General features: G+C 61.5%; 21 protein-coding genes. 10 read left to right on the plus strand and 11 right to left on the minus strand.

Going from position 1 to position 20,060, the window contains the following annotated elements:
• Positions 1-11 precede the first annotated feature (11 nt).
• The 3 genes from ACTJK7_RS17690 to ACTJK7_RS17700 all read right to left on the minus strand — a co-directional run bounded on the left by ACTJK7_RS17690 (position 12) and on the right by ACTJK7_RS17700 (position 1,803).
• Positions 12-653, minus strand: a complete 642-nt coding sequence (locus ACTJK7_RS17690; protein WP_039764866.1) for a thiol:disulfide interchange protein DsbA/DsbL — start codon at positions 651-653, stop codon at positions 12-14.
• A gap of 200 nt (positions 654-853) precedes the next feature.
• A complete protein-coding gene (locus tag ACTJK7_RS17695; protein WP_039764863.1) occupies positions 854-1,465 on the minus strand; it encodes a c-type cytochrome in 612 nt (203 codons plus the stop codon).
• A gap of 32 nt (positions 1,466-1,497) precedes the next feature.
• Positions 1,498-1,803, minus strand: a complete 306-nt coding sequence (locus tag ACTJK7_RS17700) for a c-type cytochrome (protein WP_045121721.1) — start codon at positions 1,801-1,803, stop codon at positions 1,498-1,500.
• 191 nt (positions 1,804-1,994) lie between these two features.
• On the opposite strand from ACTJK7_RS17700, the gene yihA reads away from it, so the two are divergent.
• Positions 1,995-2,639 carry a ribosome biogenesis GTP-binding protein YihA/YsxC gene (gene yihA / locus ACTJK7_RS17705; RefSeq protein ID WP_011331778.1) on the plus strand — a complete coding sequence of 215 codons (645 nt, stop codon included), beginning with the start codon at positions 1,995-1,997 and terminating at the stop codon, positions 2,637-2,639.
• A gap of 284 nt (positions 2,640-2,923) precedes the next feature.
• Here the strand turns inward: yihA and polA are convergent, their stop codons facing one another.
• The gene (polA, locus tag ACTJK7_RS17710) at positions 2,924-5,731 is read right to left on the minus strand and encodes a DNA polymerase I (protein ID WP_440779333.1); all 2,808 of its coding nucleotides are present in this window, start codon (positions 5,729-5,731) and stop codon (positions 2,924-2,926) included.
• A 74-nt stretch (positions 5,732-5,805) separates the two neighbouring features.
• Between polA and ACTJK7_RS17715 the strand changes: the two genes are divergently transcribed.
• Together ACTJK7_RS17715 and ACTJK7_RS17720 are read left to right on the plus strand one after the other, a co-directional pair.
• Complete coding sequence (locus ACTJK7_RS17715; protein WP_323150468.1) at positions 5,806-6,102, plus strand: DUF2782 domain-containing protein; 297 nt, start codon at positions 5,806-5,808, stop codon at positions 6,100-6,102.
• Positions 6,103-6,163: 61 nt separating this feature from the next.
• Positions 6,164-7,117 (plus strand): homoserine kinase, encoded by a 954-nt coding sequence (locus ACTJK7_RS17720; RefSeq protein WP_064379575.1) that lies wholly within the window; start codon positions 6,164-6,166, stop codon positions 7,115-7,117.
• A 41-nt stretch (positions 7,118-7,158) separates the two neighbouring features.
• On the opposite strand, the gene ACTJK7_RS17725 is transcribed toward ACTJK7_RS17720, so the two are convergent.
• Entirely contained in the window at positions 7,159-8,088 is a 930-nt protein-coding gene (locus tag ACTJK7_RS17725) for a zinc ABC transporter substrate-binding protein (RefSeq protein ID WP_064379574.1), read from the minus strand.
• 57 nt (positions 8,089-8,145) lie between these two features.
• Here ACTJK7_RS17725 and zur point away from each other — a divergent pair, with 57 nt between their 5' ends.
• From zur to ACTJK7_RS17745, 4 genes are read left to right on the plus strand one after another with little or no spacing between them, the layout of a single operon-like run.
• Positions 8,146-8,628: a zinc uptake transcriptional repressor Zur gene (zur, locus tag ACTJK7_RS17730; RefSeq protein WP_064379572.1), complete on the plus strand. Its 483-nt coding sequence runs from the start codon at positions 8,146-8,148 to the stop codon at positions 8,626-8,628.
• Positions 8,628-9,413 (plus strand): zinc ABC transporter ATP-binding protein ZnuC, encoded by a 786-nt coding sequence (gene znuC, locus ACTJK7_RS17735; protein ID WP_064379570.1) that lies wholly within the window; start codon positions 8,628-8,630, stop codon positions 9,411-9,413. Before zur ends, znuC begins: the two co-directional genes overlap by 1 nt.
• Positions 9,406-10,194, plus strand: coding sequence for a zinc ABC transporter permease subunit ZnuB (gene znuB, locus ACTJK7_RS17740; RefSeq protein ID WP_085647186.1), 789 nt, complete (start codon positions 9,406-9,408; stop codon positions 10,192-10,194). The genes znuC and znuB overlap by 8 nt, the downstream gene beginning before the upstream one ends.
• Before the next feature lie 37 nt (positions 10,195-10,231).
• On the plus strand, positions 10,232-10,945 hold the full coding sequence (locus ACTJK7_RS17745; RefSeq protein ID WP_064379567.1) for a PA5502 family lipoprotein: 714 nt from the start codon (positions 10,232-10,234) through the stop codon (positions 10,943-10,945).
• 108 nt (positions 10,946-11,053) lie between these two features.
• Here the strand turns inward: ACTJK7_RS17745 and katE are convergent, their stop codons facing one another.
• Positions 11,054-13,195: a catalase HPII gene (gene katE / locus ACTJK7_RS17750; protein ID WP_108558925.1), complete on the minus strand. Its 2,142-nt coding sequence runs from the start codon at positions 13,193-13,195 to the stop codon at positions 11,054-11,056.
• 260 nt (positions 13,196-13,455) lie between these two features.
• Between katE and ACTJK7_RS17755 the strand changes: the two genes are divergently transcribed.
• The 3 genes from ACTJK7_RS17755 to ACTJK7_RS17765 all read left to right on the plus strand — a co-directional run bounded on the left by ACTJK7_RS17755 (position 13,456) and on the right by ACTJK7_RS17765 (position 15,985).
• On the plus strand, positions 13,456-14,463 hold the full coding sequence (locus ACTJK7_RS17755; protein ID WP_011331788.1) for a methionine ABC transporter ATP-binding protein: 1,008 nt from the start codon (positions 13,456-13,458) through the stop codon (positions 14,461-14,463).
• A complete protein-coding gene (locus tag ACTJK7_RS17760; RefSeq protein ID WP_011331789.1) occupies positions 14,463-15,137 on the plus strand; it encodes a methionine ABC transporter permease in 675 nt (224 codons plus the stop codon). Before ACTJK7_RS17755 ends, ACTJK7_RS17760 begins: the two co-directional genes overlap by 1 nt.
• A gap of 74 nt (positions 15,138-15,211) precedes the next feature.
• Positions 15,212-15,985, plus strand: coding sequence for a MetQ/NlpA family ABC transporter substrate-binding protein (locus ACTJK7_RS17765; protein WP_323150467.1), 774 nt, complete (start codon positions 15,212-15,214; stop codon positions 15,983-15,985).
• Positions 15,986-16,142: 157 nt separating this feature from the next.
• Here ACTJK7_RS17765 and ACTJK7_RS17770 read toward each other — a convergent pair whose 3' ends face one another.
• From ACTJK7_RS17770 to ACTJK7_RS17790, 5 genes are read right to left on the minus strand one after another with little or no spacing between them, the layout of a single operon-like run.
• Complete coding sequence (locus tag ACTJK7_RS17770; RefSeq protein ID WP_007953994.1) at positions 16,143-16,778, minus strand: SCO family protein; 636 nt, start codon at positions 16,776-16,778, stop codon at positions 16,143-16,145.
• Positions 16,775-17,674, minus strand: a complete 900-nt coding sequence (cyoE, locus tag ACTJK7_RS17775; RefSeq protein ID WP_007953992.1) for a heme o synthase — start codon at positions 17,672-17,674, stop codon at positions 16,775-16,777. The genes ACTJK7_RS17770 and cyoE overlap by 4 nt, the downstream gene beginning before the upstream one ends.
• Entirely contained in the window at positions 17,662-18,741 is a 1,080-nt protein-coding gene (locus ACTJK7_RS17780; RefSeq protein WP_440779329.1) for a COX15/CtaA family protein, read from the minus strand. Before ACTJK7_RS17780 ends, cyoE begins: the two co-directional genes overlap by 13 nt.
• A 10-nt stretch (positions 18,742-18,751) precedes the next feature.
• Entirely contained in the window at positions 18,752-19,345 is a 594-nt protein-coding gene (locus ACTJK7_RS17785; RefSeq protein ID WP_108558929.1) for a hypothetical protein, read from the minus strand.
• Positions 19,311-20,051 (minus strand): SURF1 family protein, encoded by a 741-nt coding sequence (locus tag ACTJK7_RS17790; RefSeq protein ID WP_108558931.1) that lies wholly within the window; start codon positions 20,049-20,051, stop codon positions 19,311-19,313. The genes ACTJK7_RS17785 and ACTJK7_RS17790 overlap by 35 nt, the downstream gene beginning before the upstream one ends.
• Positions 20,052-20,060 lie beyond the last annotated feature (9 nt).

Raw genomic sequence — 20,060 nt, forward strand, 5'->3', positions numbered from 1 at the left:
GATTGCCGCGCTTAGTTGGCGGCTGCCTTGTTGGCCGCTCGCTCTTTGGCCACCAGTTGGTCAGCCAGTTTCAACGCCTGTTCGGCCCCGCCGGCAGAGCCGATGTCAAAACGATACTTGCCGTTGACGATCATGGTTGGAACGCCGGAAATTTCATACTTCTTGGCCAGCTCGCGGGCTTTCACGATCTGACCCTTGATGGCGAACGAATCGAAGGTGGCCAGGAACTTGTCCTTGTCCACGCCTTGAGTGGCGAGGAAGTCGGCCATGTCGTTCTTGTCGGTCAGCTTCTTGTGTTCTTTCTGGATCGCGTTGAACACGGCCGCGTGCACATTGTGCTCGACGCCCATGGCTTCCAGAGTCAGGAACATCTGGCCGTGAGCGTCCCACGGGCCACCGAACATCGCAGGAATGCGCACGAAGTTGACGTCGGACGGCAGTTTTTCAACCCACGGATTGATCACCGGCTCGAACGCGTAGCAGTGCGGGCAGCCATACCAGAACAGCTCGACCACTTCGATCTTGCCAGGCACGGCGACCGGTACCGGGTTGCTCAGCTCGACGTAAGGGGCAGCAGGGGCTTCGGCGGCCTGGGCGGTGACGCCGAACAGGCTGGCAGCGACGAGGGCGGCGCTGATGATCAGATTACGCATGCTTTACTCCTGGACAATTTTGGTCGCCTCGCGCGACCTGTTTTCAGACAGATCCTGGCGGGCATGAGTTCTGTAGTGTAACGGCAGCGGCCACAAAAAAGGGCGGCCAAAGCCACCCTTTTTATACTTCCTGCGACGGATTAATCGAGCGTTAACGTGGCAGGCGTTGGCCATTGCACGCACCGCTCGAATCGCATGTCTTAGTGCAGACCCTGAATGTAGCTGGAGACTGCCGCGATGTCTTCGTCGCTCAGCTTGCGGGCGATGGTACGCATGGTCATCGCGTCGCCGTCGTTGTTGCGGCCGGCTTCTTCCTTGCGGAAATCGGTCAGTTGCTTGGCGATGTACTGAGCGTGTTGGCCACCCAGGTGCGGGAAGCCGGCGGCTGCGTTGCCGGCACCGTTCGGCGAGTGGCAACCGGTGCAGGCTGGCAGGCCTTTCTCGAGGTTGCCGCCACGGAACAGGGCTTCACCGCGAGCGACGATCTTCGGATCGGCGGCGCCGACGCTGCCTTTCTGGCTGGCGAAGTAGGCGGCGATATCGGCCAGGTCCTGATCGCTCAGGTTGGTCAGCAGGCCGGTCATTTCCAGAACGGTGCGCTTGCCCGACTTGATATCGTGCAATTGCTTGGTCAGGTAGCGTTCACCCTGTCCGGCCAGCTTTGGAAAGTTTGGCGCCATGCTGTTGCCATCCGGGCCATGGCAGGCGCCGCATACGGCGGCTTTTGCCTGGCCTGCGGCTGCATCACCGGCAGCATGGGCGAAGCCTGAGATTCCCACGGTCAACAGCAGACTCACGATCAGTTTGTTCATCAGCTAATCCAACTACGGCTAAGGGTTAAGAGTTATGGACCGGGCTTACTCTCGCTCATCCAGAGGATGAGGGCCTGGTAATCCTCGGCACTGCAGTCCATGCACAAACCACGCGGCGGCATCGCCTTGAAACCCTGGGTCACGTGTTGCACCAGCGTCTCCATACCTTTCGCCAACCTCGGCGTCCAAGCTTCCTGATCGCCTCTTCTGGGCGCCATGGGTAGTTGGCCGGAATGACAGGCTCCACAAACACGGTTGTACACGGCTTCCGGATCCTGTGTAGCCTGTGCGCTGTAAAGCGGCATCAAGACTCCGGCAGCCAGCAGCCATTTCGTCATAAAACGACCTTTTCAGGGTTGAGAGCGTTCTGCGTTCTAATGCGCAATCAAGGTCTGTCGCTCTCGTGAACTTCATCCTTCGCTGGGACAAAGCACACACAAAATCTGCGGCATTATATACTGGCGTCACTGAAACGGAAGCGACACCGCGTTCCGCGCCCAATCCCGGCGCCGCCCACATCGGAAATCCCATGCAACTCAAGAATCCCATCCTCGGCCTGTGCCAACAGTCCACGTTCATGCTCAGTGCCGCCAAAGTCGATCAGTGCCCCGACGACGAAGGCTTCGAAGTGGCGTTCGCCGGTCGTTCCAACGCCGGTAAATCCAGTGCGCTGAACACTCTGACTCACGCCAGCCTGGCGCGCACCTCGAAAACCCCGGGTCGCACACAGCTGTTGAACTTCTTCAAGCTAGACGATGAACGGCGTCTGGTCGACCTCCCGGGCTACGGTTATGCAAAAGTACCGATCCCGCTGAAGCAGCACTGGCAGCGTCACCTCGAGGCTTACCTCGGTGGCCGCGAGAGTTTGAAGGGTTTGATTCTGATGATGGACATCCGTCATCCAATGACCGACTTCGACCTGCTGATGCTCGACTGGGCCGTTGCCGCCGGCATGCCAATGCACATCCTGCTGACCAAGGCCGACAAACTGACCTACGGCGCAGCCAAGAACACGCTGCTCAAGGTGCAGTCGGAAATCCGTAAGGGTTGGGGCGATCAGGTAACGATCCAGCTGTTCTCCGCCCCGAAACGCATGGGCCTGGAAGAGGCCTACACTGTGTTGGCGGGCTGGATGGAACTGGCAGACAAAGGCGCTGAATTGCCTGCTGAGTAAATCGCAGGCAAAAAAAGCCCCGGACTTCATATGGGGAGGGAGAAGTTCCGGGGTTCAAGTTCCGAACCGCTAGGGCGGGGTTCAGATATCTGCCAACACTTAACACAACATAGGAGCATCGAAGGGCTTCACCAGCCATTCAGTATCTCTGAGTACCCTGGCGCAAGATTAGTTCAGATTCTTTTCAAAAAACTTTGGAATAATCTCAAGAACAATCCGACCTAAGCCCCACTCGATGCCTTTGCCGCGACGCACTGTCGCGGCAAAATCCCGTCCCACAGGCCTCAGTGTGCCTCGTCCCAGTTGTTGCCAACTCCCACTTCCACCAGCAACGGCACGTCCAGTTTTGCCGCTTCGCTCATGTGCACGCGAATTTCTTCGCGAACCTGATCGACCAGATCCTCGCGGACCTCCAGCACCAGTTCGTCGTGCACCTGCAGGATGACTTTGGCGTCCAGCCCGGAAGCGCACAGCCAGTTATCCACTGCCACCATGGCTTTCTTGATGATGTCCGCTGCAGTGCCCTGCATCGGCGCGTTGATTGCCGTGCGTTCGGCGGCCGCGCGTTCCTGCGGCTTGTTGGAATTGATGTCCGGCAGATACAGGCGACGACCGAAGATCGTTTCCACGAAGCCCTGATCGGCTGCCTGAGCGCGGGTGCGATCCATGTACTCGCGAACGCCCGGGTAGCGCGCGAAGTAGGTGTCGATGTAGGCCTTGGCGGTCTTGGTATCGACGCCGATGTCCTTGCCCAGTTTCTGCGCGCCCATGCCGTAGATCAGACCGAAGTTGATCGCCTTGGCGCCACGGCGCTGGTCGGACGTCACTTCGTTCAGCTCGACCTTGAACACTTCGGCTGCGGTGGCGGTGTGCACGTCCAGGTTATTGCGGAAAGCATTCATCAGGCCTTCGTCGCGGGACAGGTGGGCCATGATCCGCAGTTCGATCTGCGAGTAGTCCGCTGCCAGCAGTTTGTAATCTTTCGGCGCAACGAACGCCTGACGGATGCGTCGGCCTTCGGCGGTGCGCACCGGGATGTTCTGCAGGTTCGGATCGCTCGACGACAAGCGACCGGTCGACGCAACGGCCTGATGGTACGAAGTGTGAATACGCCCGGTACGCGGGTTTATCTGCTCCGGCAGGCGATCGGTGTAGGTGCTCTTCAGCTTGCTCATGGAACGGTGTTCCATCAGCACTTTCGGCAAGCGGTGGTCGTCTTCGGCCAGTTTCGCCAGCACTTCTTCGGCGGTGGATGGCTGGCCCTTGGCGGTCTTCTTCAACACCGGCAGGCCAAGTTTTTCGTAGAGGATCACGCCCAGTTGCTTTGGCGAGCCGAGGTTGAATTCTTCACCGGCAATCTCGAAGGCTTCACGCTCCAGCGCGACCATTTTGTTGCCCAGCTCAATGCTTTGGATACCGAGCAGGTCAGCGTCGACGAACGCGCCCTGGCGCTCAATGCGCGCCAGTACCGGCACCAGCGGGATCTCGATGTCGGTCAGCACGCTGGCCAGGCTCGGGATGGCGCTGAGTTTTTCGAACAGGGTCTGGTGCAGGCGCAGGGTCACGTCGGCATCTTCGGCGGCATACGGCCCGGCCTGTTCCAGAGCGATCTGGTCGAAGGTCAGTTGCTTGGCGCCTTTGCCGGCGATGTCCTGGAAGCTCACGGTGGTGTGATTCAGGTACTTTTGCGCCAGGCTGTCCATGTCGTGACGGGTGGCGGTGGAGTTGAGCACGTAGGACTCAAGCATCGTGTCGAAGGCAATCCCGCGCACGGTGATGCCTTCGTTCTGATCGCCACCGATGGCGCAGTTGGCCAGGATGTTCATGTCGAACTTGGCGTGCTGGCCGACCTTGAGCTTGTTCGGGTCTTCAAGGATCGGCTTGAGTGCGCGCAGCACAGTGTCGCGATCCAGCTGCTCCGGCACGCCGATGTAGGAGTGGGTCAGCGGGATGTAGGCCGCTTCGTTGGCCTGCACCGCGAAGGACAAGCCGACCAGTTGCGCCTGCTGCGCGTCGATGCCGGTGGTTTCGGTGTCGAAGGCGAACAGTTTGGCGTTCTTCAGCTTTTCCAGCCAAACGTCGAATCGCGCCTGATCGAGGATGGTTTCGTACGCGGCTTCAGCCGGAGCGGCGGGCGCTTCCTCTTCGGCAGGCGCGCTGAACAGATCACCGGCCGGCGCAGGCTCGGCGGCCGCGCTCAGTTCCTGGCGCTTGGCATCGCGATCCAGGTCATTCAGCCAGCTCTTAAACTCCAGCAGGGTGTACAGCTCGTAAAGTTTGGCCGGGTCCTCCGGACCCATTTGCAGGTCCTCGAGGCCGATGTCCAGCGGCACGTCGACCTTGATGGTCGCCAGTTGATAGGAGAGGAACGCCATCTCCTTGTGCTCTTCGAGCTTGGCCGGCAGGGTCTTGGCGCCGCGGATCGGCAGGGTCGGCACGATGTCGAGCTGCGCATACAGCTCGGTCAGGCCGCCGTTGACCCCCACCAGCAGGCCAGACGCGGTTTTCGGGCCGATGCCGGGAACGCCGGGGATGTTGTCCGAAGAATCGCCCATCAGGGCCAGATAATCGATGATCTGCTCCGGAGCGACGCCGAATTTCTCCTTCACGCCCTCCACATCCATCGAACTACCGGACATGGTGTTGACCAAGGTAATGTGGCCGTCGACCAGTTGCGCCATGTCTTTGTCGCCGGTGGAGATGATCACCGGGCGATCGGCGGCCGCGCTGCTGCGGGCCAGGGTGCCGATCACGTCATCGGCCTCGACACCTTCGACGCACAGCAGCGGGAAACCGAGGGCGATCACGCTCTGGTGCAGCGGCTCGATCTGCACGCGCATGTCGTCGGGCATGCTTGGGCGGTTGGCTTTGTATTCGGCGTACATCTCATCGCGAAATGTCCCACCCTTGGCGTCGAACACCACGGCGAACGGGCTGTCCGGATACTGCTTGCGCAGGCTCTTGAGCATGTTCAGCACGCCTTTGACCGCACCGGTCGGCAGGCCTTTGGAGGTGGTCAGCGGTGGCAGCGCGTGAAAGGCGCGGTACAGGTAAGACGAACCGTCCACCAGGACGAGGGGGGCTTGGCTCATGAGCAGAATCAACCTTTTCGGCGGGCCCGGCGCTAGAATAGCGGGACCGTTGACGACAAAGGGACAAGGTTATCATGCGTACGTTAAATCGCTTGCTGCTGGTCAGTCTGATTGCTGTCTCACCGCTGGCCGCGACCGCGGCGGATGATGCGCCATCGTCGGAGCCGGAAGTTACCATTAGCACGCACACGGAAGGCGACAAGGTCATTCAGGAATACAGCCGCAGTGGATTCGTCTACGCGATCAAGGTCACACCGAAGGGCGGTAAACCCTATTTCCTGGTGCGCGCCGATGGTTCGGACGCGAACTACATCCGGTCCGACCAGCCGGATATGCTGATTCCGTCGTGGGAAATCTTTACCTGGAAGTAAGTTTCCTGACTTTTAATCGGCGCCGTTTGATGGCGGCGCCAGAACTGAGCAGTTTTTAACCATGTCTGTGTTCACCCCCCTGGCTCGGCCCGAGCTGGAAACCTTTCTCGCCCCGTACGGGCTCGGCCGTCTGCTCGATTTCCAGGGGATCGCCGCCGGCAGTGAAAACACCAACTTCTTCATCAGCATGGAAAAGGGCGAGTTCGTCCTGACCTTGGTCGAACGCGGCCCGGTGCAGGAAATGCCGTTCTTCATCGACCTGCTCGACGTGCTGCACGAGGCCGATCTGCCGGTGCCTTACGCACTGCGCACCACCGACGGCGTGGCCCTGCGCGAGCTGAAAGGCAAACCGGCGCTGCTGCAACCGCGCCTGGCCGGCAAGCACATCAAGCAGGCCAACGCCCAGCATTGCGCGCAGGTCGGTGACTTGCAGGCGCACCTGCACCTGGCGACCCAGGGCGACAACATGATCAAGCGCAAGACTGATCGTGGCCTGGACTGGATGCTGGAAGAGGGCACGCAGTTCCTTTCGCACCTTAGCGAGAAGCCGCGCGCGTTGCTGCAAAAGTCTCTGGATGAAATCACCCAACAGAAAGAGAAAATTCTCGCGCTGCCTCGGGCAAACATCCACGCGGACCTGTTTCGCGACAACGCGATGTTCGAAGGCACGCACCTGACCGGGTTGATCGACTTCTACAACGCCTGCTCCGGGCCGATGCTCTATGACGTGGCGATTGCCCTGAACGATTGGTGTTCCGATGACGACGGCCTGATTGACGGCCCGCGTGCTCGGGCCTTCCTCGGTGCATATGCGGCACTGCGCCCATTCACGGCGGCCGAGGCCGAGCTGTGGCCGACCATGCTGCGAGTGGCGTGCGTGCGGTTCTGGCTGTCGCGCCTGATTGCGGCGGAATCGTTCGCCGGGCAGGACGTGCTGATTCACGATCCGAAAGAGTTCGAGCAGCGGCTGGCGCAGCGTCAGACGGTCAGTACGCCGCTACCTTTCGCCCTGTAAAAGAAAAAACCGCAGCCTGTGCAGGCTGCGGTTTTTTTGTATCAGAGCGATTCGAGACAACCCGCCAGATCATTCCCGAGCTTCTCCAGCACTTGCTCGTAACCCTGAGCCGTCGCTGGCGTGTACCCGCCTAGCGCATCCAGTTCTGCCAGTTTCACCGGCAAACCGGCCACCAGGGTCTCGGCCAGACGTGGACGCAGCGGCGGCTCACTGAACACGCAGGTCTTGCCGACTTCCTGCAACCGCGCGCGCATCGCCGCCACATGCTGGGCGCCGGGTTGCACTTCTGCTGCAACGCTGAACACGCCGGTGTGTTTCAAGCCGTAAGCCTCTTCGAAGTAGTCGAAGGCTTCGTGGAAGACGAAGTAGGGTTTGCCTTCAACACTGGCCAAGCGTTTCTTCAAACGCTGATCCAGTGCATCCAGACGCTCGTCGAACGCTTTGGCGTTACTCTGATAACGCTCGGCGTTGGCCGGGTCTGCAGCGCTCAAGTCGGCGGCCATTTTGTCGGCAATAACCCGCGCGTTCACCGGCGATAGCCACAAATGCGCATCGAGGCTGCCCGGGCGATGGTCGTGATCGTGTTCGTCGGCTTCTTCGGCATGGGAATGACTGTCTGCTGCGAAGCGGCGCAGTTTCATGCCCGGCAGATCCTGCACGGCAACGCTCGGCAACGTACGACCGTTCAGCACGCGAGGCAGGAAACCTTCCATGTCCGGGCCGATCCAGTACAGCAGGTCCACCGATTGCACCTTGCGTACGTCGGACGGACGCAACGCGTAGTTATGCGGCGAAGCCCCCGGCGGCAGCAGCACTTCCGGAATCGCCACGCCGTCCTGCACCGCAGCGGCAATCAGTTGCAGGGGCTTGATGCTGGTGAGGACTCTGACCTCGGCCTGAGCCGGGCCGATCAGCAGGAAACCGGTGATGAATACGACAAAAACAGAAAAAAGTCGGGACACGATGACCACTCAATGAGGCGAGAACGGGTAACATAATAACGTCTCTAACCAAACTCGTCGCCGCTCATGCCTATTACACCGATTGCCAGCCGTCCCCACGACCATTCGCACTGCGTTCACAGCGCGCTGTCCGAGGCCGATGCCCTGTGTGCACAGAAAGGCTTGCGCCTGACCGCGTTGCGCCGGCGCGTGCTGGAACTGGTCTGGCAGAGCCACAAGCCGCTGGGTGCCTACGACATTCTGGCGGTGCTCAGCGAGCAGGACGGCCGCCGCGCCGCGCCGCCAACCGTGTACCGGGCGCTGGATTTCCTGCTGGAAAACGGTCTGGTGCACCGCATCTCCTCGCTCAACGCCTTCGTCGGCTGCGTTCACCCGAAACATTCGCACCAGGGCCAGTTCCTGATCTGCCGTGAATGCCACGCCGCTATCGAACTTGAGCAAAAAACCATCAGCGACGCCATCGTCCACAGCGCCAGGGATGTCGGCTTCATCGTCGAGGCTCAGACCGTCGAAGTGGTCGGTCTCTGCTCCGGTTGCCGGGGGGCTTGATGAGCGATGCGCTGATCCGTCTGGAGCAGGTGGCGGTCCGGTTTGCCGGGCAGAACGTGCTGGACAACATTCACCTGAGCGTCGAGCCGGGGCAGATCGTCACCCTGATCGGCCCCAACGGCGCCGGCAAGACCACGCTGGTGCGCGCCGTGCTCGGGCTGCTGAAGCCCGACAGCGGCAGCGTATGGCGCAAGCCGAAACTGCGCGTCGGCTACATGCCGCAAAAACTTCATGTCGATCCGACCTTGCCACTGTCGGTGCTGCGCTTCCTGCGGCTGGTGCCGGGCGTCGATCGCCCGCGTGCGCTGGCGGCACTCAAGGAAGTCGGCGCCGAGCACGTCATAGATAGCCCGGTGCAAAGCGTTTCCGGCGGCGAGATGCAGCGCGTGCTGCTGGCCCGTGCCTTGTTGCGCGAGCCGGAGCTGCTGGTGCTCGACGAGCCGGTGCAAGGCGTCGATGTGGCCGGGCAGGCCGAGCTGTACAGCCTGATCACCCGGCTGCGCGATCGGCATGGCTGCGGCGTGTTGATGGTGTCCCACGATCTGCATCTGGTGATGAGCACCACCGATCAGGTGGTGTGCCTAAACCGTCACGTCTGCTGCTCCGGGCATCCCGAGCAGGTCAGCGGCGATCCGGCGTTTGTCGAGCTGTTCGGCAACAACGCGCCGAGCCTGGCGATCTATCACCACCATCATGACCACGCCCACGACCTGCACGGTTCGGTGGTCAAAGGGCCTGTGACAGGCCAACCTCACGTTCACGGAGATAGCTGCAAGCATGGCTGATTTTCTGTTCTACGCCCTGCTTGCAGGTCTGGCGCTGGCGGTGGTCGCGGGGCCGCTGGGCTCGTTCGTGGTCTGGCGGCGCATGGCCTATTTCGGCGATACGCTGTCCCACGCCGCATTGCTCGGCGTTGCGTTGGGCTTTTTGCTGGATGTCAGCCCGACCGTGGCGGTGACCGTGGGCTGCCTGCTGCTGGCGGTGTTGCTGGTGACCTTGCAGCAGCGTCAGCCACTGGCGTCCGACACGCTTCTGGGAATTCTCGCACCGAGCACGCTCTCTCTCGGGCTGGTGGTACTAAGCTTCATGCATGAAGTGCGGATCGACCTGATGGCCTATCTGTTTGGTGATCTGCTGGCGATCAGCCCGACCGATCTGGCGTGGATCCTCGGTGGCAGCGCAGCCGTGCTGGTGTTGCTGGTGACGCTATGGCGCCCATTGCTGGCGATCACCGTGCACGAAGAGCTGGCCAGGGTCGAAGGCCTGCCGGTAGCCGGTTTGCGCATGGCGCTGATGCTGTTGATCGCGGTGGTGATCGCAGTGGCGATGAAAATCGTCGGTGTATTGCTGATTACTTCGCTGTTGATCATTCCGGCGGCTGCGGCACAGCGTCACGCCCGTTCTCCGGAGCAGATGGCACTGGGCGCGAGCGTGCTGGGCATGCTCGCCGTGTGTGGCGGGCTGGCGTTGTCGTGGTTCAAGGACACCCCGGCCGGTCCGTCAATCGTTGTGACGGCCGCCGCACTGTTTCTGCTGAGTTTTGTTCTGCCCCGTCGAGGGGTGTAGACTTGCTCGTTTTTTGCGCAAATAGAGAGTCGCAGGAATGAAGCCGTTCGCCTCCCGTTATCTGCTCCTTGTGGCCTTTTCAGTGCTGCTGGGCGCCTGCCAAAGCACGCCGCCGGTGGCCGAAGTCCCCGATGCGCGGGCCACGGCCATCGCACAGCTGGAGCAAAGCCTGGCCAGCAGCGAACTGGCCACTGCCGAAGACCAATTGGCAGCCTTGCAGGCCGAAACACCCAACGATCAATCCCTTGAGCAATACCAGCGCCAGTTGGCCGAAGCCTATCTGCGCCGCAGCCAGATCGTCCTGCAAAAGGGCGATGTCAATGCGGCCGCGACCGCGCTGGCCCGTGCCCGTGTGCTGATGCCCAAGGCCCCGGCACTGACCGGTGGCGTCAACGGCGCGATCACTGAAGCGCGCAAGGCCGAGCTGGAGAAAGCCGAAGCGGCGCTGCAAGCCGCTGAAGCCAAGCCGAAAGCCAAGGTAATCGATCCGACCGCCGAGAGCACCACGGTCGCGCTGAACATCACCGATAGCCGCAAACTTCGCCGCCAACTGGATGCGATCGCCGCCGATGTGGTGAATTACGACTGTGCAGTGAGCATTCAGGCTCCACGCACCAATGATTACCCGTGGCTGGCGACGTTGATCACCAAGCGCGTGAAGAAGCTTGATCCGGATTTCGCTCTGAAGATCGAGAAACAGATTCTGCGCACGGTACCGGCGCAGATGGTTCTGAGCCCGCGCAAACCTTAAAAAGCATCGTCGGAACGCCGCCCGGAGCAAGCCCGCTCCCACAGGTACAGTGCAGTCCTGTGGGAGCGGGCTTGCCCGCGAAGGCGTCCTGTCAGTCAACCAACATCCTTAAGCGGGAATGGCCTTGGCCTTAGGCTCGCGATCCCAGACCCGATGCTGCCCGATCGCAGCAAAGAATGGCTTGGTCAGCGCGCCAACATCCTTGCCCTCCAGCAACCCGGCATCCGCTTCCAGCTTCAACACGTCCAGCAACTGCTTGGCCTCACCCTGCAGCGCAATCGCCTTCAGGTGCTTGTATGCCTCCAGCAGGTAATGCAACGCCACGCCGTCACCGCTCAACGCCTTGACCGACGCCGCGCCACCCGGCACGAACACCGCATCGAACGCCACCGAAGGCAAACCTTCCATCGACGCATCCACCGCCAGGCTTTTGCCATCGGCGGTTTTCACCGGCGCCGAGGTCGGGCCGAGCAGTTTGGCGTGCGCACCTTCTGCCGCCAGCGCCTTCTTCATCGCATCAATTGCCGCACCGTCGACACCATTGGCCGCAAGGATCGCGACTTTTCGTGTCTTGATGTTCTCCGGCAACAGGTTGGCCTGACTCAACGATGGAGAGCGATCCAGTGATGTTTTCGGTACGTCGACGGTGCCTTTGCCTGGCGCTGGCAGACCCAGGTTGGCCGCCACGCGTTTGGCCAGCTCCAGATCGATGTTGGCGAGAATCTCGTTCACTTGCCGCGCCCGGATGAACTCACGCTCAACCTTGCCCAGTTCGAAACTGTAGGCGGCGATGATGTGCTCTTTCTCGTGCGCGCTCATGCTGTTGAAGAACAACCGCGCCTGGGAGAAGTGGTCGCTGAACGACTCGCTGCGCTGACGAATCTTGTTGGCGTCGATACGCTCCGGATAACTCTCGAAACCTCCGTCCTGCGCGGCCGGCGGGGTTTCTTTCGGCCAGCCGCCATCGATGGAATTGGGTTCATACGAGGCACGGCCCTTGTCGATCACCGTACGGTGCTGGGCATCGCGCTGGCCGTTGTGGAACGGTGCGACCGGGCGATTGATCGGCAACTCATGAAAGTTCGGCCCGCCGAGTCGGCTGATCTGCGTGTCGGTGTAGGAAAACAGCCGACCTTGCAGCAGCGGGTCATTGGAAAAGTCGATTCCCGGCACGATATGGCCGGGGCAGAACGCGACCTGCTCGGTTTCGGCGAAGAAGTTGTCCGGGTTGCGGTTGAGGGTCATCTTGCCCAATGGCGTGATCGGGACGATTTCCTCGGGAATCAGTTTGGTCGGGTCGAGGATGTCAAAATCGAAGTCGTGTTCGTTTTCCTCTTCGATGACCTGAACGCCGAGTTCCCATTCCGGGTAGTCGCCCATTTCGATGGCTTCCCAGAGATCGCGCCGATGGTAGTCGGTGTCTTTGCCCGCAAGTTTTTGCGCCTCGTCCCACACCAAAGAACAGGTGCCGGCGGTAGGGCGCCAGTGGAATTTGACGAAGCGCGATTTGCCCTCGGCATTGATCAGCCGGAAGGTGTGCACGCCGAAGCCCTGCATGCTGCGCAGGCTTTTCGGGATCGCCCGGTCGGACATCGCCCAGATCACCATGTGCGCCGATTCCGGCACCAGCGACACAAAATCCCAGAACGTGTCGTGAGCCGAGCCGCCGGTAGGGATCTCGTTATGCGGTTCGGGTTTTACCGCGTGGACGAAGTCAGGAAACTTGATCGCGTCCTGAATGAAGAACACCGGCATGTTATTGCCGACCAGATCGAAGTTGCCTTCGTCGGTGAAGAACTTCACGGCAAAACCACGCACGTCACGCACGGTGTCGCCGGAACCACGCGGCCCCTGCACCGTGGAAAAACGCACGAACACCGGGGTTTTCTTCCCTGGATCCTGCAGGAAACCGGCCTTGGTCAGCGTCGAATGGTTCTCGTAGCTCTGAAAGAAACCATGGGCGCCGGTGCCGCGGGCGTGGACGATGCGCTCGGGAATCCGTTCATGGTCAAAGTGCGTGATCTTTTCACGCATGATGAAGTCTTCCAAAAGCGACGGCCCGCGAGCTCCGGCCTTGAGGGTGTTCTGGTTATCAGCAATTTTCACGCCCTGGTTGGTGCGCAGGGCCTGACCGGTAGCGTCGGAGCGAAACTTCTCCAGGCTGTCGAGTTTGGCATTGGTGTTGGCGCGATCCGGGGTATCGGTGCCGGCCAGTTGGCTTTTGTCATTGGCAGGTTTCTTGGTACTCATCAGTCATGAACTCCTGTTTGTCCCGGGATTGCCCCGGAACGCTTGAGTGTTTCCCAGGCACGGCACCCAGGGTTTTCAAGTCGCTTAATTAGTGACTGATGAGGGTTTCGGGCGTTCCTTTTTTATGACCTTTGATCCTGTTATTGCCAAATCGAAGGTTATTCGCGAAATAAATGCTAAGAACCTCTATACGGACAGGCTAAAATGCGCGCCCGGCTAACCGCTGATCCTTTTCCAACGCGCCCCACAAGGTTCGCTACGTGATCGAGTTTCAAAACGTCCATAAGACTTACCGCGTCGCCGGTAAGGACATCACCGCGCTGCACCCGACCAGCTTCTCCATCGAGAACGGTCAGGTGTTCGGCCTGATTGGCCATTCCGGCGCGGGAAAAAGTACCCTGCTGCGTCTGATCAATCGCCTGGAGCAATCCAGTGGCGGCAAGATCATCGTCGACGGTGAAGAAGTCACCGCGCTGGACGCCAACGGCCTGCGCCGTTTTCGTCAGCAGGTCGGGATGATCTTCCAGCACTTCAACCTGCTGGCATCCAAGACCGTGGCCGACAACGTCGCGCTGCCGCTGACCCTGGCCGGTGAACTGTCCCGCGCCGAGATCGACCAGCGTGTGGCCGAGTTGCTGGCGCGGGTCGGTCTGTCCGATCACGCCAAAAAGTACCCGGCGCAACTGTCCGGCGGTCAGAAGCAGCGCGTCGGCATTGCTCGCGCCCTGGCGACCAAACCGAAGATCCTGCTGTGCGACGAGGCCACCAGTGCCCTCGACCCGCAGACCACGGCGTCGGTCCTGCAACTGCTGGCCGAGATCAACCGCGAGCTGAAGCTGACCATCGTCCTGATCACCCACGAGATGGATGTGATCCGCCGCGTTTGCGATCAGGTCGGCGTGATGGATGCCGGCGTGATCGTCGAGCAAGGTTCGGTGGCCGATGTGTTCCTGCATCCGAAGCACCCGACCACCAAGCGCTTTGTTCAGGAAAGCGAGCAGATCGACGAAAGCGAGCAGCGCGATGACTTCGCTCACGTGCCGGGTCGCATCGTGCGTCTGACCTTCCAGGGCGAAGCGACCTACGCGCCGTTGCTCGGTACCGTCGCCCGGGAAACCGGTGTGGACTACAGCATCCTGGCCGGTCGTATCGACCGCATCAAAGACATTCCCTACGGGCAATTGACCCTCGCCGTCACCGGTGGCGACATGGACGCAGCTTTCGCCCGCTTCACCGCCGCTGACGTTCACATGGAGGTGTTGCGCTAATGGAAGACCTGATGAGTTTCTTCACCAATATCGACTGGTACGAAATCTGGCTCGCCACTGGCGACACCCTGATGATGCTCGGCGGTTCGCTGCTGTTCACCGTGCTGCTCGGCCTGCCGCTGGGCGTGCTGCTGTTCCTGTGCAGCCCGCGTCAGTTGCTCGAAGCCAAAGGCGTGTACGCCTTGCTGTCGCTGGTGGTGAACATCCTGCGTTCGCTGCCGTTCATCATTCTGTTGATCGTGATGATCCCGTTCACCGTGCTGATCACCGGCACCTCACTGGGCGTGGCCGGTGCGATTCCGCCGCTGGTAGTGGGCGCGACGCCGTTCTTCGCGCGGCTGGTGGAAACCGCCCTGCGTGAAGTCGATCGCGGCATCATCGAGGCAACCCAGTCAATGGGCGCGACCACTCGCCAGATCATCATGAACGCCCTGCTGCCGGAGGCCCGTCCGGGCATCTTCGCTGCAATTACGGTGACGGCGATTACACTGGTTTCCTACACGGCGATGGCCGGTGTGGTCGGTGCCGGTGGCCTGGGTGACCTGGCGATCCGTTTCGGCTACCAGCGGTTCCAGACTGACGTGATGATCGTCACCGTGGTGTTGCTGCTGATTCTGGTGCAAGTGCTGCAAATGGTCGGCGACCGACTGGTCGTGCACTTCTCGCGCAAATAACCGGTTTTGTAATGACATGAGCCGGCCATTCGCTGGCAGGCGCCAGACGGGCGCCGTAAAAAGGAGTTAGCTGAATGAAAAAACTGATCGTTGCCCTGGCTGCCGTTGCAGCGTTCTCGGCCCACGCCGACGAAACCCTGACCGTTGCTGCCACCCCGGTGCCGCACGCGGTAATCCTCGAATTCGTGAAGCCGGCTCTGGCCAAAGAAGGCGTGGATCTGAAGGTCAAGGTCTTCACCGATTACGTTCAGCCGAACGTGCAGGTGGCCGAGAAGCGTCTGGACGCCAACTTCTTCCAGCACCAGCCGTACCTCGATGAGTTCAACAAGGCCAAGGGCACCAGCCTGGTTTCCGTGACTGGCGTGCACCTGGAACCGTTGGGCGCCTACTCCAGCAAATTCAAGAAAATCGAAGAGCTGCCAAGCGGCGCCAACGTGGTGATCCCGAACGACGCCACCAACGGCGGCCGTGCGCTGTTGCTGCTGGCCAAGGCCGGCGTGATCACCCTGAAGGATCCGACCAACATCCTGTCGACCGTCAAGGACATCGCCCAGAACCCGAAAGACCTGAAGATCCGTGAACTGGAAGCCGCGACCATCCCGCGCGTGCTGACCCAGGTCGACCTGGCGCTGATCAACACCAACTACGCGCTGGAAGCCAAGCTCGATCCGTCCAAGGATGCGCTGGTCATCGAAGGCAGCGACTCGCCTTACGTGAACATCCTGGTGTCCCGCGCGGACAACAAGGACAGCGACGCCATGAAGAAACTGGCCGCTGCCCTGCACAGCCCGGAAGTGAAGAAATTCATTACCGAGAAATACAAAGGCGCGGTATTGCCGGCGTTCTGATTCGGACGCCGCAACGAAAAGGGGACGCCACTGGCGTCCCCTTTTTTGTCCCCAAAACACATCCCCTGTGGGAGCGGGCTTGCCCGCGAAAGCGGTGGGNCGACTGACACACCGCATTCGCGAGCAAGCCCGCTCCCACATTGGAACAGTGCTGTTCTTACTTGCGGTTCAACATCACCGGCAACTGCGCAACCAGCTTGGCATTATTCAACGGCGCGCGAATAAACCCGCGCTGTGTTCCGTCCGGCCCGATCACCGCCAGATTCCCGCTGTGATCCACCGTGTAATTCGGCTTGCTGGTGTCCGCCGGAATGAACGGAATGCTCACTGCGTTCGCCACCTTCTGCAGCTCGTCGATCGATTTCGGCGTCAGGCCGATGAACTGTGGATCGAAGTAGCCCAGGTACTGCTTCAACTGCGCGGGGTTGTCGCGGTTCGGATCGACGCTGACCAGCACGATCTGCAATTTATCCACAGCATCCTTCGGCAGTTCGCTTTTGATCTGGCGCAGCTGGGCGAGGGTGGTCGGGCAGATGTCCGGGCAGAAGGTGTAGCCGAAGAACAGCAGGCTCCACTTGCCCTTGAGCTCGTTGACCGTGACCGGCTGGCCGTCCTGATTGGTCATCGTCACGTCCGGCAGGTTGCGGCTCTGCGGCAGCAGGATGATGCCGGCGTCGATCAGTGCGGTCGGGTCGCCCTGGCCCTTGCCGCTCAGCACTTTGTTGACGGTCAGGCCGAGGATCAGCGCGATCACGGCGACGAGGATGAAGACGGTTTTCTGGGTTCGAGTCATAGGTTCAACAGTAAGTAGTGGTCTACGAGCAGGGCGATGAACAGCAGAAACAGGTACCAGATAGAGTACTTGAAGGTGTTGATCGCCGCGTGCGGCCGAGTGCCACGGTACAGCACCACGGCCCATTGCAGAAACCTGGCGCCCAGACCGAGCGCGCAGATCAGGTACAGCAGGCCGCTCATGTGGATCACATACGGCAGCAGACTGACCGCCAGCAGGGCGAAGGTGTACAGCAGAATGTGCACCTTGGTGTAGTGCTCGCCATGAGTGACCGGCAGCATCGGAATATCGGCCTTGGCGTATTCCTCCTTGCGGTGGATGGCCAGCGCCCAGAAGTGCGGCGGGGTCCAGGCGAAGATGATCAGCACCAGCAGCAACGGTTCGGCGCTGACGTGGCCGGTCGCGGCGGTCCAGCCGAGCAGCGGCGGCGCGGCGCCGGCAAGGCCACCGATGACGATGTTCTGCGGCGTCGCGCGTTTGAGGAAACCGGTGTAGATCACCGCGTAGCCGAGCAGCGAGGCCAGGGTCAGCCACGCAGTCAGCGGATTGGTGAAGGTCAGCAGCAGGGCCTGGCCGAGCAGTGCCAGCACCAGCGCAAAGGTCAGTGCGCCCGTGGGCGAAACCCGGCCCTCGGCCAGCGGCCGTTTATGGGTGCGGGCCATGACCGCATCGATGCGCCGGTCCACCACATGATTGACCGCCGCCGCGCCACCGGCACACAACGCGATCCCCAGATTGCCGAACACCAGCACCGTCCACGGCACCCCGGCGCGGGTCGCGAGAAACATGCCCACCAGCGAGGTGATCAGCATCAGCACCACGACTTTCGGTTTGGTCAGCTCCAGGTAATCACGCCACAGCGCCTGCGCCGGACGTTCGCCGATCAGAATCGCCATGGCGTCTCTCCTTTAATAGTGATGGGCGCCGCCGAGTGTTTGCGCGGGCTGAGGCGCCAGCGCGCGATCATCGGCTGCCGGACCCGAACCAGACTGGTTCGCGCGTGATAGTTGACCAGCACCATCGTCAGCAGCAGCGCGGCACCGCCGGCGTTATGCGCCACGGCCACCGGCAGCGGCAGATGGAACAGCACGTTGCTGATGCCGAGGGTGATCTGCGCGGCGAGGGCGATCAGCACCAGGCCGGCCAGTCGGGTCATGCCCACCACTTTCAGTTGCCAGGCCAGACCGAGCAGGACAATCGTCACCAGCAACGCGCCGATGCGGTGAGTCAGGTGAATCGCCGTGCGTGCATCGCTGTCGAGTTGCCCGCCGAGGTAATTGGGGCCGATGTGTTGAGCCAGGTGAAAGCCGTTGGCGAAATCCGCCGGCGGCAGCCATTGGCCGTGGCAAGTCGGGAAGTCGATGCAGGCCACCGCCGCGTAGTTGGAACTGACCCAGCCGCCGAGGGCGATCTGGCCGATCACCAACAGCAATCCGGCAGTCGCCCAATATTGCAGGCGCTTGGGCACGGTCAGCGTCGGCAGCACGCCGGACAGTCGCAACGTCAGCAGAAACAGCAGGCTCAGGGTCGCGAAGCCACCGAGCAAATGTCCGGTCACCACTTGCGGCCAGAGTTTGAGCGTCACCGTCCACATGCCGAACGCCGCCTGGGCGAACACCACCGCCAGCAGAAACAACGGCAGTTTCAGCGGTTGCCCGGGATGACGACGATTGACCCACGCGCGCCCGGCCAGAATCGAGATCAACATGCCGAGGGTGCCAGCGAAGTAGCGGTGGATCATCTCGTTCCAGCCTTTATGCGCCTCCACCGGCGTGTCCGGGAAATGCAGTTCGGCATGGGCCAGCTGGGCTTCGCTTTTCGGCACGCTGATGAACCCGTAGCAGCCCGGCCAGTCCGGACAGCCGAGGCCGGCGTGGGTCAGGCGGGTGTAGGCGCCGAGCAACACGACGATCAGCGCCAGCAGGGTGGCAAACAGCGCGAGGCGAAATCCAGGTTTGGCCATGACGATGCCCTTATCCGATGTTCGACAGTTTCAGCAGGTGGCGCAGGTCGTTGAGCAGATCCTTGCCCTTGACGCTCGGGTCGTAGCGCAGCACGAGGTTGCCGTGGGGATCGATGATCCACAGTTGCGGCGTGGCCTTGTCGCCCGTGGCCTTGCTGAAGGTCGCTGCGTCCAGCGGGTAGCGTTGCAGCTGCGGATATTCGCGGGTCAGCTTGGCTTCGTAGTCGGCAGCCAACGGTTGTGCAGCGGCCAGGGCGTGGCTGGCGCGCCCGGCTTCGCGGCCCAGGCCAATCTGGATCTGCCGCGCCAGGTACACCAGTTGCTGGCAGTCCACCGCGCAATCCTTCGGTGCGGTCACCAGCATCTGCCAGCGCGTTTCGTCAGCCTGGATACCGAGGTCGGCGCGGGTCTGACCGTTGCCGATCAGTTCGCCGTGATAGCTGCGACCTTCCGGCACCCAGAACTGCAACTTGTACATGCCGGTGGCGAGGATCATCGGACCGATCACGCCGAGCACGATCAGCAGCAGCTGGATGCGTCCGCGACGGCGACTGGCCGGGACTTTCGTTTCAGACATGCTGGGTGGATTCATGGCCGCTCCCATGGTGTTTCTCCTTTGCGTTGTGCCAGCCGAGATAGAGGTAGAGACCGAGCAGGGCGGTGGCCATGGCGAACCACTGCACGGCGTAACCGAGGTGTTTCTCCGGGCCCATCGCGACCACCGGCCAGTCGGCCTGATAGCTGGCCGGGCCGGGTTCGGCGCGTAATTCGTAGGCGAAGCCGTCGCGTTCGAGGGTTTTCCACAGCTTCGCGGGTTCGACGGCGGTGACGGTTTGCGGCCAGGTGCTGCTGACCGGATCGGCATGTAGCTGGAAGGTGGCGCCGGGGGCGATATACACCCAGGCATCCACGTTTACGGCGTCGGCCGGCGTGGTGAATTGCGGGGCTGTGCGTCGGTCCGGCCATGGCAGCCAGCCGCGATTGACCAGCAGCCACTGGCCGCTGCGTTGATCCTGAAACGGTTGCAGCAATTCGACGCCGACCTTGCCGTTGCGCTGACGGTTGTCCAGCAACAGGCTGTGGGCGGCATCGAACTGGCCGTGCAGATGCACCCGGCGAAAGGCCGGATCGGCGCTGTGCAGCAACTCGGTGCTGGCCATCGGTTCGGCGGCGCGGCGTTCGGCGTAGCTGGCGAGCAGGGCGGTTTTCTCCTCGCCCCGGCCCATTTGCCAGAAGCCCAGCGAAATCAGCAACGGCAGCAGCAGGCCGACTACCAGGGTCGGCACCACGCCCGGCCGGAAGCGCTTCATGGCCGCGCC

It is taken from the genome of Pseudomonas sp. 22085 (assembly GCF_052045815.1).
In the GTDB taxonomy this organism is placed as follows: domain Bacteria; phylum Pseudomonadota; class Gammaproteobacteria; order Pseudomonadales; family Pseudomonadaceae; genus Aquipseudomonas; species Aquipseudomonas glycinae.

Coding starts and splice junctions, on each gene's coding strand:
- ACTJK7_RS17690 (WP_039764866.1), bottom strand. CDS start 653: ATGCGTAATCTGATCATCAGCGCCGCCCTCGTCGCTGCCAGCCTGTTC.
- ACTJK7_RS17695 (WP_039764863.1), bottom strand. CDS start 1,465: ATGAACAAACTGATCGTGAGTCTGCTGTTGACCGTGGGAATCTCAGGC.
- ACTJK7_RS17700 (WP_045121721.1), bottom strand. CDS start 1,803: ATGACGAAATGGCTGCTGGCTGCCGGAGTCTTGATGCCGCTTTACAGC.
- yihA (WP_011331778.1), top strand. CDS start 1,995: ATGCAACTCAAGAATCCCATCCTCGGCCTGTGCCAACAGTCCACGTTC.
- polA (WP_440779333.1), bottom strand. CDS start 5,731: ATGAGCCAAGCCCCCCTCGTCCTGGTGGACGGTTCGTCTTACCTGTAC.
- ACTJK7_RS17715 (WP_323150468.1), top strand. CDS start 5,806: ATGCGTACGTTAAATCGCTTGCTGCTGGTCAGTCTGATTGCTGTCTCA.
- ACTJK7_RS17720 (WP_064379575.1), top strand. CDS start 6,164: ATGTCTGTGTTCACCCCCCTGGCTCGGCCCGAGCTGGAAACCTTTCTC.
- zur (WP_064379572.1), top strand. CDS start 8,146: ATGCCTATTACACCGATTGCCAGCCGTCCCCACGACCATTCGCACTGC.
- znuC (WP_064379570.1), top strand. CDS start 8,628: ATGAGCGATGCGCTGATCCGTCTGGAGCAGGTGGCGGTCCGGTTTGCC.
- znuB (WP_085647186.1), top strand. CDS start 9,406: ATGGCTGATTTTCTGTTCTACGCCCTGCTTGCAGGTCTGGCGCTGGCG.
- ACTJK7_RS17745 (WP_064379567.1), top strand. CDS start 10,232: ATGAAGCCGTTCGCCTCCCGTTATCTGCTCCTTGTGGCCTTTTCAGTG.
- katE (WP_108558925.1), bottom strand. CDS start 13,195: ATGAGTACCAAGAAACCTGCCAATGACAAAAGCCAACTGGCCGGCACC.
- ACTJK7_RS17760 (WP_011331789.1), top strand. CDS start 14,463: ATGGAAGACCTGATGAGTTTCTTCACCAATATCGACTGGTACGAAATC.
- ACTJK7_RS17765 (WP_323150467.1), top strand. CDS start 15,212: ATGAAAAAACTGATCGTTGCCCTGGCTGCCGTTGCAGCGTTCTCGGCC.
- ACTJK7_RS17770 (WP_007953994.1), bottom strand. CDS start 16,778: ATGACTCGAACCCAGAAAACCGTCTTCATCCTCGTCGCCGTGATCGCG.
- cyoE (WP_007953992.1), bottom strand. CDS start 17,674: ATGGCGATTCTGATCGGCGAACGTCCGGCGCAGGCGCTGTGGCGTGAT.
- ACTJK7_RS17780 (WP_440779329.1), bottom strand. CDS start 18,741: ATGGCCAAACCTGGATTTCGCCTCGCGCTGTTTGCCACCCTGCTGGCG.
- ACTJK7_RS17785 (WP_108558929.1), bottom strand. CDS start 19,345: ATGGGAGCGGCCATGAATCCACCCAGCATGTCTGAAACGAAAGTCCCG.
- ACTJK7_RS17790 (WP_108558931.1), bottom strand. CDS start 20,051: ATGAAGCGCTTCCGGCCGGGCGTGGTGCCGACCCTGGTAGTCGGCCTG.